The following is a 12884-nucleotide window of genomic DNA, read 5'->3' as shown; positions in this document are numbered from 1 at the left end:
GCGTCCAATGTTCTCGGCAGGGGCGTTTCACGTGAAACGCTTCCGCAGCCGTTGAGCAACTTCGATCCGAAATGTTGCGCTCGTTGGAGCGAGTCGAGCCGACGAGGGCCTCCTCTCCTACCTGACAAGCTCGTAGCTCTTCAATGGCTAGGCCGCCCTAGAGCGGACCGTTTCACGTGAAACGGCCCTTCCATCGTCTCTTTCAGTGCTCTCCGGGGGCGACCGCCGACGGAGTCCTCCGTCAAAGCTCGGCGAACCCAGTCATCACATCTGCATCGATCCGCGAAAACGAAGCAATACTGCAATTCGTCTAAGGTTGCCCCCCCGCCGGCCAATTTCTGGAGGCCGAGGAAGCGCTCCTCACCGGAGACTTGGGATGCACGGACAGCCGAGGTGATCCTCATCTCAGCGGCCAACGTAGGAATGTTTCACGTGAAACATTGCGCACGCGACTATGGGCGACCATGACGTCGCCCCGGGCAGCGGAGAGCGCCACCGAGTACGACCCGCCCAGGCACCCGTCCTGAGCCCGCCAGCGAGTCACTGAAAGCGACATGAACTCCGGAGGTCAGGAGGTCTGAACTCAGCCAACCCTAGATCCGGCGCTCCACGCCTACTCAACCGCGATATAGGCGCATCGTGAGCTACTCCATCCAGAGATCAATGCCCCAGATACCCGGCGATCGTCACCGTTCGGCGATACCAGCCGTATTCTCGACCAGGACCGGAGTCAGCAGGGCCCCGCAGAACCTGGAACCACTTCATCGGACTGTACCGGTCAGAAGGGCCTATCAATCAGAGAGAGGACGACAACCGAGAATCCTCAGCTCACAAGGCATCTCGAAGATCGCCCCAAGCGTGCTGATCTGCGATCGCGGTGCCGACGAGGGGAGCGGATACCGCCACATCGGCGATTGCGGCCAAGAACACAGCGCGAGCACGCGCACGCCAGCCGCACGGCGAATCAGTGGCGGCCGCTAGGCCGGCCACTACGGAGCGAGCGACACCTCGGTCGGCTCCCCGATCTCGGCGAGGATGCGGTTCAAGTCCTGGATGGTGGCGAAGTCGATGACCATCTGGCCCTTGCGAGCACCCAGGGTGACCTTGACGCGCGTGTTCAACCGGTCGCCGAGGTGATCCGCGATCGACGAGAGGTGTCCGGAGTGCCCGCCCTGCTCCTCCACCACGGGACGCGTGGTCGTCCGCGGCGCCTTCATCTGCGCGGCGGCAGCCTCGGCGGCGCGGACGGACAGGTCCTCGTTGACGATCTTGTCGGCCAGGCGGCGCATCATCTCGACGTCGTCGAGCGACAGAACCGCACGCGCGTGTCCCGCGGTCAGGACGCCGGCAGCGACACGGGCCTGCACGTCAGCCGGGAGGCGCAGAAGACGGAGTGTGTTCGAGATCTGCGGCCGCGAGCGTCCGAGCCGCGTCGCCAGGGCCTCCTGGGTGATCCCGAAGTCGCTGAGGAGCTGCTGGTAGGCGGACGCCTCCTCGAGCGGGTTGAGGTCGGCGCGGTGCAGGTTCTCCAGCAGCGCGTCGCGGAGCATGTTCTCGTCGGCCGTGTCCTTGACGACCGCGGGGATGGTGGTCAGTCCCGCGGCCTTCGATGCGCGGAACCGGCGCTCACCCATGACGAGCTCGTACTTCGCTCCGCCGCGAGCCGTCACGGGCCGGACGACGATCGGCTGCAGCACTCCGAACTCGCGGATGCTGTGGACGAGTTCCGCGAGGTCGTCCTCGTCGAACACCGACCGCGGCTGCGCCGTGTTGGGCGTGATGTCGGCGAGGGGGAGTCGCGCCAAGCGTGCTCCGGGGACCTCGAGGAGCTCCTCGGCACGGGCCGAATCGCCGACCTGATCAGGGAAGAAGACGTCGACAGGCCGGGAGCGCGACTCGTCGCTGGTCGGGATGAGCGAGCCGATCCCCCGGCCGAGTCCCGTGCGCTTGGTCGCCATCAGCGTGCCTCTCCTTCGTGTGCCGTCTCGGGTGTCTTCCGGGCTCCGCGTCGTGCGATCTCCGCGGCCGCCTCCAGATACGCCAGCGAACCGGACGACTGCGGGTCGTAGCTGATCACGCTCTGTCCGTAGCTCGGCGCCTCCGAGATCTACACGTTGCGCGGGATCACCGCGCGCAGCACCTCCTTCGGGAAGTGCTCTCGGACATCCGCTGCCACCTGCTGGGAGAGGTTCGTGCGGCCGTCGTACATCGTCAGGAGGATCGTCGAGACACCGAGGTTCGGATTGAGGTGCCGCTCGATCAAGTCGATGTTCTTGAGCAGCTGGCTGAGCCCCTCGAGCGCGTAGTACTCGCACTGGATCGGGATGAGCACCTCGCGAGCGGCGACGAACGCGTTGATGGTCAGCAGACCGAGCGACGGCGGGCAGTCGATGAAGACGTAGTCGAACGGCTCGTCCATGGTGTCGAGCATGCGGTCGAGCGCACGACGGAGACGCTGCTCGCGTGCGACGAGCGAGACCAGCTCGATCTCGGCGCCGGCCAGGTGGATGGTCGCCGGCACACCGTAGAGCGAGGCGAACTCCGGGCTCTTCTGCACGACGTCCGCGAGGGGAGTGTCGTTGACGATCACGTCGTACACGCTGGCCGTCTCGGCGCGGTGCTCGATGCCCAGGGCCGTCGACGCGTTGCCCTGCGGATCGAGGTCGATGACGAGCACCTTCGCCTCACCGCGGGCGAGCCCGGCGGCGAGGTTGACGGTCGTCGTCGTCTTGCCGACGCCGCCCTTCTGGTTCGAGATCGTGATGACGCGCGTCGACTCGGGCTTGGGCAGCGGCTGGGCGTTCAGCAGTGCGCGCCGACGGGTCATATCCGCGATCTCCCGGGCCAGGGGAGTCGAGGAATCGAAGCCTCCGGTCAGACCGGCGGAATCGGTTTGTTTCACGTGAAACCTTCGCTCAGCGAGTGGGACGGACATCAGCACCGAGGAGTCGACGGACGAGGAGTCGGGGGCTCACTGCGGCGTCGTGGCGATCAACCCACTGTAGCCCGGACGACCCTCGTCACCTCGGAGAGCACGCCGTCGCCGAGCACGACGACCTCGGGCGGGGAGAGCCGGAAACGACGGATCTGCTTGGCCGCCGCCTCGATCTCCTTCTCGGCGTTGATGCCCTTCAGCAGGACCAGCTCGCCTCCGGGCCGCAGCAGCGGCGCGGTCAGCGGGATCAGCTTCGAGAGGGCGCTGACCGCCCGAGCGGTCACCTGGTCGAGAGGCTCCGCGAGCTCCGCCTCTTCAGCACGGGCTCGAATAACTGAGACATTCTCGAGTGCGAGTCCGTCGACCTGCTCTTGAAGCCAGACGACGCGACGCTCCATCGGCTCGATGAGCACGAAGCGGACGTCCGGCCGCACGATGGCCAGGACGAGCCCGGGAAGGCCCGCGCCACTGCCGACATCACCGACCAGTCCCGGACGCAGGAGAGGGGCCACCAGGGCGCTGTTGAGCACGTGCCGCGTCCAGAGCCGGGGGAGCTCCAACGGCCCGATCAGGCCGCGCTCCTCGCCCTGGTCGGCGAGAGCCTCCGTGAAGCGCCGCAGAACGGGCAGGCGGTCGCCGGCGATCGCCGCAGCGGCTGCAGGCTCGGCCTCGAGGGTCGACTCCACGCCGCTCAGCCGCGGGTGATGACGGTGTGGCGCTCGCGCGCCTCGCCGCGCGACTCCGACACGAAGCCGCGCTCGCCCACCATGTCGTGGACCAGCTTGCGCTCGTACGACGACATGGGCGGGAGCGAGGCCGACGTGGCGCCGTCCTCGATCCGCTCGATCGCGCGGTCGACCAGCTGGGCGAGCTCAGCCTCGCGGGCGTCGCGGGAGCCGCCGATGTCGAGGATGAGGCGGGAGAACGCGCCGGTCTTCGTCTGGACCGCCAGGCGCGTCAGCTCCTGCAGTGCCTGGACGGCGTCGGGGCGGGAGAGCACCCGGAGGTTCGTGTCGCCGGAGGCGGTGACCGAGAGGTAGGCGCGGCCGTTGCGGACCTCGATGTCGATGTCGCCGTCGAGGTCGCAGATGTCGAGGAACTCCTCGATGTAGTCGGCGGCGACGTCGCCCTCGTCCTCGAGCTGAGAGAGCGTGGACTCGGGCGCCTCGTCGACGGCGGACGCGTCCACGTCCACGGGTGCGGACGCGTCCTCGGTGATGGTCTGCATCGGATCGGTCATGGCGGCTCTACTTCTTTCCGGCTTGCTTCTTGGAGCGGTTCTTGCTCACGGGCTGCGTGCGCTGCACGGCCTTCTTCTCGACGAGGGTGACGTCGCCGGCGGCCGTGGTCTCCTCGACCAGCTTGCCCTTGCGGCGCAAGCGCTCCTCGCGGGCCTTGGCGGCCTCGCTGCCCGGGGTCGGCATGTTCCGGATGACGATGAACTGCTGGATCATCGTCCAGATGTTCGAGGTCAGCCAGTAGAACATCACGCCGAGGGGGAAGGCGAAGCCAGAGAAGGCGAAGACGAGGGGGAGGATGTAGAGCAGGATCCGCTGCTGTTTGAACGTCGGCGAGGCCTTCGCCTCGGGCGACATGTTCTTCGACACGATCTGCAGCTGCGTGATGAACTGCGACGCCGTCATCAGGACGACCATGATCACCGCGATGATGATGACCGGCTCCTGGCCGCCCTCGGCGAGTGCGCCCTGGATCGACTGGTGCAGCGGTGCGACGCCGAAGAGGTTCGCCTCGCCGAACTGGCGGGCGAGCGTCTCGTCGAGCGGGCCCACGCCCTTCTGGCTGTGCTGCGCCGCGTTCAGCACCGAGAACAGGCTGAAGAAGATCGGCATCTGGATCAGCAAGGGCAGGCAGGAGGCGAGCGGGTTGGTGCCCGTCTTCTTGTAGAGCTCCATGGTCTCGCGGGACATCGCCTCGCGGGACAGCTGGTCGCGCTTGCCCTTGTACTTGTCCTGGATCTTCTTGAGCTGGGGCGCGACCTCGAGCATCCGGCGCTGGCTCTTGATCTGCTTGACGAAGATCGGGATGAGCGCGGCGCGGATGACGATGACCAGGCCGACGATCGAGAGGACCCAGGTGATTCCCGCGGCCGCCTCCATGCCGGTGAAGGTCAGCAGCTGGTGGAAGGCGACGAGGAGCAGCTCGACCACCCACTTGAGGGGCCAGAGGATCGTGCCGAGGAGGTCCATGGAGTGGGGTCAGTCCTTTCGAGGGCCCACGACGAACCCGGCTCGCGTCACGGCGAAGCGGGTCCGGCCGGAAGCCGGTCGGTGCAGGGGGATCGAGGTCGGGACGTCGTCGATGCCGCCGGCCGGCCACGGGTGGCAGCGGAGCAGACGGCGGGCCGCGAGGACGGAGCCGAGGACGAGCCCGTGGAGCTGGACCGCCTGGAGCGCGTACGCGGAGCACGAGGGGTAGTAACGGCAGACGTCCCCGTAGAGAGGGGACACGACCGCCCGGTAGACGATCAGGAGCAGGACGCCGATGTTCCGCGGCAGCAGGAGGATCGCCCACCCGAGCCGGGCGAACGGCGCCTCGCGGCGGGGGAGCACGGCGGTCACGAGGACGCCCCGCTCTTCCGCGCGGCTCGCGCCATCGCGGACCACACCTCGGAGCGCAGCTCCGACCAGGGGGCGTCGGCGCTGCCGGGCAGCGCGCGGACGACGACCTGGGTGCCGGGGTCGATCTCGGGGACGAGCTCGAACGCCACGGCCTTGAGCCGGCGGCGGACGGTGTTGCGCGTCACCGCGGTGCCGACCGTCTTGGCGACGATGAACCCGAACCGCGCCGGATCGCCCGCGGAGGACCGGCGGACATACGTGACGGTGTGCGGTCCTGTGGACCGCACACCGCGACGGACGACTGTCCGGTACTCGCCTCCGTGGACGATGCGATTGGCTCTGGCCAGCACCGCTGGTCGGTACCGCTCGCTGCTAGGCGGAGAGCTCGGTGCGCCCCTTGGCGCGGCGCGCGCTGAGGATGCCGCGGCCGGCACGGGTGCGCATGCGCAGACGGAAGCCGTGCACCTTGGCGCGACGACGGTTGTTCGGCTGGAAGGTTCGCTTGCTCATAATCAGATCTCCACGTACGTGTTCCGCGGCGCGAACCGGCACCACCCGCTCGGGCGGAGACTCGGATCCTCCGGGAAGAAGGGGTGCCCGGCTGCGGAATCCGCTCGGCCTGCGAGGGCCGCACGGACGACACCGGGCAGGCGTCAACTGATTTAAACTACGGCCTGTTCCGCCACCGGTCAAATGTGGACGGCGCGAAACCTCGATCATGCACATGGGACACGGGGTTCCGCGCATTGACACGCGGGTGTCGCTGTGGTGGATTTGTCTCCCGTCGGCTCCGTTCGTTACGGTGTTGAGCCGCAGTTATCCACAGGTGGGATCCGCGTCCTCCCGCGCCCGCACAGGCATCGCTCGAGGCCGGTGGACAACCCTGTGGAGAGAGCGGCACTCGAGACCCGGCTCCGCGCCCGGTCCGCGACGCCCCTGCAGCGGGCGGCGACGGGTCCGGCGGAGACGGCGATCCCGCAGCGACTTCACAGCGACAGCACCCAGGACCGGAGACAGATGGCAGACGACACGTCGATGGTCGACGCGTGGAAAGTGATCCTCGGCGCACTGTCCCAGGACGAGCGGATCACCGCTCCCCTCTACGGGTTCGTCTCGCTCGTGGAGCCCAAGGGCATCATGGCGGGCACCTTCTACCTGGAGGTCCCGAACGAGTTCACCCGCGGGATGCTCGAGCAGCGCGTGCGCGTGCCCCTGCTCAGCGCGATCGGGACGCTCGACGACTCCTTCGGCGTCACGACGTTCGCCTTCGTGGTGAACCCCGACATCGAGCACGAGCCCCTCAGCTCCCCGTCGTCGCAGGAGTCGATGAACCCGTTCGAGCCGATCACCGCCTCCTCGGCGACGGTCGCGCCGACCCGCGGGGTCGAGGAGCTGCGGACCGTGCCGGCGACCGATACCCGGCTGAACCCGAAGTACAGCTTCGACAACTTCGTCATCGGAGGCTCCAACCGGTTCGCGCACGCCGCGGCCGTCGCGGTCGCCGAGGCTCCCGCCAAGGCCTACAACCCGCTCTTCGTCTACGGCGACTCCGGGCTCGGCAAGACGCACCTCCTCCACGCCATCGGCCACTACGCGATGAGCCTCTACCCGGGGATCCGCGTGCGGTACGTCTCGAGCGAGGAGTTCACGAACGACTTCATCAACTCGATCGCGAACAACCGGGGCAACGCCTTCCACGGCCGCTACCGCAACGTCGACATCCTCCTGATCGACGACATCCAGTTCCTGCAGGGGAAGGCGGAGACGCAGGAGGCGTTCTTCCACACCTTCAACCAGCTGCACGACCACAACAAGCAGGTCGTGATCACGTCCGATCTGCCGCCGAAGGCACTGACGGGCTTCGAGGACCGGATGCGCTCGCGCTTCGAGTGGGGCCTCATCACCGATGTGCAGGCTCCCGACCTCGAGACCCGCATCGCGATCCTCCGCAAGAAGGCGGTCAGCGAGAAGCTGCTCGTGCCCGACGACATCCTCGAGTTCATGGCGTCGAAGGTGTCGAGCAACATCCGCGAGCTCGAGGGGACGCTCATCCGCGTCACCGCGTTCGCGAGCCTGAACCGGACGCCGGTCGACATGTCGCTCGTGCAGACCGTGCTGAAGGACCTGATCACGCTCGACGAGGACAACGTCATCTCGCCGGTCGACATCATCAACCACACCGCGGACTACTTCAAGCTCACGGTCGACGACCTCTACGGCTCGTCGCGCTCGCAGGCCGTCGCCACCGCGCGCCAGATCGCCATGTACCTGTGCCGCGAGCTGACGAACCTCTCGCTGCCCAAGATCGGCCAGCTGTTCGGCAACCGCGACCACACCACGGTCATGTACGCGAACAAGAAGATCTCGGAGCTCATGAAGGAGCGCCGCAGCATCTACAACCAGGTCACCGAGCTGACCACCCGCATCAAGACGAACCGCTAGCCGACAGTCGTGCGGTCCCCGGGACCGCCTGTCGCGGGTGGCGCGCCTGGGGGTCCATCGGCGTACGAGCCCGGTGGTCGGGTAGTCGCTCTCCTTCCTCGCGTGAGGGGAGGCGGAGGCGACGGGGGTCGCGGCGCGAGCAGCAGGACGTCGGTGTCGGCGCGCGTCGAGATCGGGCGAAGGAGCCGGCGGGGGTCTCGATACGCCGCGCTGCGGCTACTCGACCAGCATGAACCGCACGTGCTCAAGGGGTCCGGGTGAGCGGCTGAGCGGCCGGCGTGCGATCGGACGGTGTCGATCCGCCGTGCGTTGGCCCGGAGGGCAACGCGGGGGAGAGGGAGCGCGCACTGTCTTCCGGGCCGCTCGGACGGCGGCAGCTGCCCTCGACGGTCTCCGTCGTGACCGGAGAAGTCGTCGACGGACTCCTCGGACCTGCCTCGCGCGCCCCGGACACGCCGCCTCGCGCCCCTCGGAGGGCCGATTTCCACAGTGTGAGGAACCTGTGGATAACTGTGGACAACCGCCTCGGGACTGTGCGCCGGGAGAGCCCGCCTGTGGAGGGCGACCGGTCGGCTCGGATCGCTCCACAGGGCGTCCACGGGCCCGCTCACACTCCCTCCACAGGGGCGGGTCCCTCCGATCCCACCCAGGAGTAGGGGTCCGAAGCGTTTTCCACAGTTTCCACACGTGTTAACACTGTTAACGCAGTTCTCTCTTTAATGAAGCCTCGACCGGCAACCTCTCCACAGCGGCTCGGGAGTGCTCGGCGGTCCACCCCCTTCCGAGCTCGTCGAGCCCGGCGGGTACGATGGGCGACGGTCTTCGTCCGCGACTCGTCAGGGGTGTACTCGTGAGGTTCCAAGCCAACCGCGATGTCTTCAGCGAGGCGGTGTCCTTCGCGGTCAAGCTGCTTCCGCAGCGCACGACCCTGCCGATCCTCTCCGGAGTCCTCATCGAGGCGACCGCCGAGGGTCTGACGCTGTCCTCCTTCGACTACGAGGTGTCCGCGCAGACGCAGATCGCCGCCGACGTGGAGGAGACGGGGACCGTGCTCGTCTCGGGCCGTCTGCTCGCCGACATCGCGAACCGCCTCCCCAACGCTCCCGTGCGCATCGCCACGGAGGAGTCGCGCGTCTCGGTCTCGGCCGGCTCGGCGCACTTCACGCTCCTGCAGATGCCCGTGGAGGAGTACCCGAGCATCCCCGAGATCGACGCCTCCACCGGCCTCGTCCCGGCCGACGCCTTCGCAGCCGCTGTCTCGCAGGTGGCGGTCGCCGCCTCCCGCGACGACGTGACCCCCGTCATCACCGGCGTGCAGCTCGAGATCACCGAGAACACGATCGGCCTCGTCGCGACGGACCGCTACCGCGTGGCCGTCCGCGAGATCGACTGGGACAACGGGGACAACCCCGCGCCCACCCAGCCGCTCACCGCCCTCGTGCCCGCGCGCACGCTGCAGGAGGTCGGCAAGACCTTCGGCCACTCCGGCACCGTCTCCGTCGCGATCACCAACCGTGACGAGCGCGAGCTGATCGCCTTCACCGCGGACCGCAAGACCGTCACCTCGCTGCTGATCAAGGGCAACTTCCCGCCCGTGAAGCGCCTCTTCCCCGCCTCCGTCGAGAACTACGCGGTCATGTCGACCAGCGACCTCATCGAGGCCACCCGCCGCGTCTCGCTCGTGCTCGAGCGCGAGGCGGCCCTCCGCTTCAGCTTCAGCAGCGACGGCCTCACCCTCGAGGCCATCGGCTCGGAGCAGGCGCAGGCGTCCGAGAGCATCGACGCGATCGTGACCGGCGACGACGTGGTCGTCTCGCTCAAGCCGCAGTTCCTGCTCGACGGCCTCGCCGCCGTCCACTCGGAGTTCGTGCGCATCGCGTTCACGAAGACCGAGAACCCCAACAAGCCCGGCCCCGTCCTGATCACCGCGCAGACCTCGCGGGAGCAGCCCGGCAGCGACAGCTACCGCTACCTGCTCCAGCCCAACCTGCTGCTGCGCTGACCACTCCCCGGATCGCAGAGCCGCGACCGCCCCGCTCCCGACGAGCGCCCGCCCGCCGGACAACGAATCCAGGAAGGTTCACCATGCACATCGGACTCGTCGGCCTCGGCAAGATGGGCGACAACATGCGCTCCCGCCTCCGCTCCAAGGGGCTCGAGGTCACCGGCTACGACCGCAATCCCGACGTCTCGGACGCGGCCTCTCTCGACGAGATGATCGCCGCACTCCCCTCGCCCCGCATCGTCTGGGTGATGGTGCCGGCCGGCGAGATCACCGACGCGGTCGTCAAGGACCTGTCGGAGAAGCTCAGCGAGGGCGACCTCGTCATCGACGGCGGCAACTCCCGCTTCACCGAGGACTTCAAGCACGACGCGCTGCTGAAGCCCAAGGGCATCCACTACATCGACGCGGGAGTCTCCGGCGGCGTCTGGGGACTCCAGAACGGCTACGGCCTGATGGTCGGCGGCCCGAAGGAGCTCGTCGAGTACGCCATGCCCGTCTTCGACGCGCTGCGCCCGGAGGGCCCCCGCGAGGAGGGCTTCGTCCACGTCGGCGAGGTCGGCGCCGGCCACTACGCGAAGATGGTCCACAACGGCATCGAGTACGCCCTGATGCAGGCGTTCGCCGAGGGCTACGAGCTGCTCGAGACCCGCAGCGACATCATCAAGGACGTCACCGGCACCTTCAAGGCCTGGCAGCGCGGCACGGTCGTGCGCTCCTGGCTGCTCGAACTCCTCGTCCGCGCCCTCGAGCAGGACCCGGACTTCAAGAACATCGAGGGCTACGTGCAGGACTCGGGCGAGGGCCGCTGGACCATCGAGGAGGCCATCAACAACGCCGTCCCGGTGCCCACGATCAGCGCCTCGATCTTCGCCCGCTTCGTCTCCCGCCAGGAGGACTCCCCCGCGATGAAGGCCGTCGCAGCGCTCCGCAACCAGTTCGGCGGGCACTCCGTCAAGGCCGTCGACTGAGTCGGCTGGTGAGGACTGCCTCCGGCAGTCCTCACGGCGGTCGGCTTCCGGAGGGGGGCGCGTTCCGCAGGGCCGGTGACGGACGGCGGACTGCGGCCCGCCGCCCCCGTGAGGCAGGGATGCTCTCACGGGGGCGGCGGGCCTCCGGCCGCCTCCACCTCGCTACCGACGTCGGGCGGCGAGCCTTCGGCCGCCTTCACGGGCGGGGACGGGGCTCGGCCGATCATGGTGAGCGAGTAGTGGCCCCGGACGGGCGTATCGGGATCCGCGTCCCGGACGGTTCCGCCGCCGTGCTGGTCGAGTAGCCCGCAGGGGTGTGTCGAGACCGGGGGCGAAGGCCTGGCCGACCGTGGGACAGCGGGCCGCAGGCGCCGGAGCGGGTGGATCGGCCGAGCGAGACGGGCCAGGAGCCCGCAGGGGTGCAGTGAAGGCCCGCGACGACGGGTGGAGGAGAGGAGCGCGACGTGCAGGTGACGCAGCTGGCGCTCAGCGACTTCCGGAACTACGAGTCGGTCGATGTCGAGCTCGTGCCCGGACCGAACCTCTTCGTCGGCCGCAACGGCCAGGGCAAGACGAACCTCGTCGAATCTCTCGGCTACCTCTCCACCCTGGGCTCGCACCGCGTGTCGAGCGACCAGGCGCTCATCCGCGCCGGCCGGGACAGCGCCGTGGTGCGCGCCCGCCTCCGCAACGGCGAGCGCGACCTGCTGGCCGAGGTGCAGATCAACCGCTCCTCCCCCAACCGCGCGCAGATCAACCGCGGCGGGATCAAGCCGCGCGAGCTCCCCCGCTTCTTCTCCAGCGTCCTCTTCGCGCCGGAGGACCTCCTCCTCATCCGCGGCGACCCGTCGGCCCGCCGCCGCTTCCTCGACCAGCTGGTGATCCTCCGCTCCCCGCGGATGAGCGCCGTCCAGGCCGACTACGAGCGGGTGCTGCGCCAGCGCAACTCGCTGCTCAAGTCCGCACGGGCGAGCGGCGTCCGGGACCCCTCGAAGCTCGGGACCCTCGACATCTGGGACGAGCGCCTGATCGCGCTCGGGACCGAGATCATGCAGTCGCGCCTCACCCTGGTGGAGGAGCTGAGCGGACCGGTGCGCGCCGCGTACGAGGCGGTCGCCGGTGCCGACCAGCGTCCGGTGCTCCGCTCCCGCCTGAGCATCGAGGGCGCGGTCGACGACGACGGCGAGCCCGTGGAGCAGCCGGGCGCCGCGTCACCGGCGGCGGGCGAGGGACTGGCGGAGGCGTTCGCGTCCGCGCTGGCCGGGGTGCGCCGCCGCGAGCTCGACCGGGGCGTCTCCCTCGTCGGCCCGCACCGCGACGACGTGCAGTTCGAGCTGAACGCGCTGCCGGCCAAGGGCTACGCCAGCCACGGTGAGAGCTGGTCGTTCGCCCTGGCGCTGAAGCTGGGCGCTGCGGAGCTGCTCCGGCGCGACTCCCCCATGGGCGATCCGGTGCTGATGCTCGACGACGTCTTCGCCGAGCTGGACGCGCGCCGGCGCGAGCGCCTCGCCTCGGTGGTCGCCGACTACGAGCAGGTCCTGATCACCGCGGCCGTCTTCGACGACGTCCCGGAGGCGCTGGCCGCGCACACCGTGCGGATCGAGGCCGGCCGGATCGTCGGCACGGGCGCCGCCGCCGCGCCGATCGCCGTGCCGGAGCCGACCGCACCCGACTCCGCCTCGCCCGATCCGGTGTCCTCCGACTCCCCTCCTCCCGGTCCCGAGTCCTCCCGCTCCTCTTCTCCCGATCCGGTCTCGTCCGACTCCCCTTCTCCTGGTGCCGTCTCCTCCGTCGCGGCCTCCTCCTCGGAGACCGCGTCCCCAGCGCCTGCGTCCACAGATCCCGCGTCCCCGGAGCCGCCCGCCGAGTCGCCCTCGACGATGAAGATCTCGGAGATCGACGGATCCTTGGACTGGCAGTCCTTGAGCTTGCCCGGCATGCCGCCGCCCTCGAGC

10 protein-coding genes and 2 pseudogenes are annotated in these 12884 nt (G+C 68.8%); 4 read left to right on the top strand and 8 right to left on the bottom strand.

Going from position 1 to position 12884, the window contains the following annotated elements:
- Positions 1-989: 989 nt before the first annotated feature.
- The 8 genes and pseudogenes from C5D04_RS00615 to rpmH all read right to left on the bottom strand — a co-directional run bounded on the left by C5D04_RS00615 (position 990) and on the right by rpmH (position 6024).
- Entirely contained in the window at positions 990-1958 is a 969-nt protein-coding gene (locus C5D04_RS00615; protein ID WP_104222684.1) for a ParB/RepB/Spo0J family partition protein, read from the bottom strand.
- Positions 1958-2827, bottom strand: a pseudogene (locus C5D04_RS00610) (ParA family protein). The gene C5D04_RS00615 and the pseudogene C5D04_RS00610 overlap by 1 nt, the downstream one beginning before the upstream one ends.
- Positions 2828-2991: 164 nt before the next feature.
- Positions 2992-3621 carry a 16S rRNA (guanine(527)-N(7))-methyltransferase RsmG gene (gene rsmG, locus C5D04_RS00605; protein ID WP_104347044.1) on the bottom strand — a complete coding sequence of 210 codons (630 nt, stop codon included), beginning with the start codon at positions 3619-3621 and terminating at the stop codon, positions 2992-2994.
- Positions 3622-3626: 5 nt separating this feature from the next.
- Positions 3627-4175, bottom strand: coding sequence for a R3H domain-containing nucleic acid-binding protein (locus C5D04_RS00600; RefSeq protein ID WP_181127048.1), 549 nt, complete (start codon positions 4173-4175; stop codon positions 3627-3629).
- 7 nt (positions 4176-4182) lie between these two features.
- Entirely contained in the window at positions 4183-5142 is a 960-nt protein-coding gene (gene yidC / locus C5D04_RS00595; protein ID WP_104222681.1) for a membrane protein insertase YidC, read from the bottom strand.
- A 9-nt stretch (positions 5143-5151) separates the two neighbouring features.
- Positions 5152-5514, bottom strand: coding sequence for a membrane protein insertion efficiency factor YidD (gene yidD / locus C5D04_RS00590; protein WP_374954369.1), 363 nt, complete (start codon positions 5512-5514; stop codon positions 5152-5154).
- Positions 5511-5864 (bottom strand): ribonuclease P protein component, encoded by a 354-nt coding sequence (rnpA, locus tag C5D04_RS00585; protein ID WP_104222680.1) that lies wholly within the window; start codon positions 5862-5864, stop codon positions 5511-5513. The genes yidD and rnpA overlap by 4 nt, the downstream gene beginning before the upstream one ends.
- A 22-nt stretch (positions 5865-5886) precedes the next feature.
- On the bottom strand, positions 5887-6024 hold the full coding sequence (gene rpmH, locus C5D04_RS00580; RefSeq protein WP_055784512.1) for a 50S ribosomal protein L34: 138 nt from the start codon (positions 6022-6024) through the stop codon (positions 5887-5889).
- A gap of 507 nt (positions 6025-6531) precedes the next feature.
- Between rpmH and dnaA the strand changes: the two genes are divergently transcribed.
- The 4 genes and pseudogenes from dnaA to recF form a co-directional block, all read left to right on the top strand.
- A complete protein-coding gene (dnaA, locus tag C5D04_RS00575; protein ID WP_104347043.1) occupies positions 6532-7956 on the top strand; it encodes a chromosomal replication initiator protein DnaA in 1425 nt (474 codons plus the stop codon).
- Positions 7957-8806: 850 nt separating this feature from the next.
- The gene (gene dnaN / locus C5D04_RS00570) at positions 8807-9958 is read left to right on the top strand and encodes a DNA polymerase III subunit beta (RefSeq protein ID WP_104232992.1); all 1152 of its coding nucleotides are present in this window, start codon (positions 8807-8809) and stop codon (positions 9956-9958) included.
- A gap of 83 nt (positions 9959-10041) precedes the next feature.
- Positions 10042-10929: a phosphogluconate dehydrogenase (NAD(+)-dependent, decarboxylating) gene (gnd, locus tag C5D04_RS00565; RefSeq protein WP_104222677.1), complete on the top strand. Its 888-nt coding sequence runs from the start codon at positions 10042-10044 to the stop codon at positions 10927-10929.
- Positions 10930-11393: 464 nt separating this feature from the next.
- Positions 11394-12554 (top strand): annotated as a pseudogene (gene recF / locus C5D04_RS00560) (DNA replication/repair protein RecF); the annotation flags it as partial.
- Between the last annotated feature and the right edge of the window lie 330 nt (positions 12555-12884).

This window comes from Rathayibacter sp. AY1D2, assembly GCF_002932695.1.
Taxonomy (GTDB): Bacteria; Actinomycetota; Actinomycetes; order Actinomycetales; family Microbacteriaceae; genus Rathayibacter.
The sequence above is the reverse complement of the archived record's forward strand: the minus strand, read 5'-3'. Positions and strand labels throughout refer to the sequence as shown.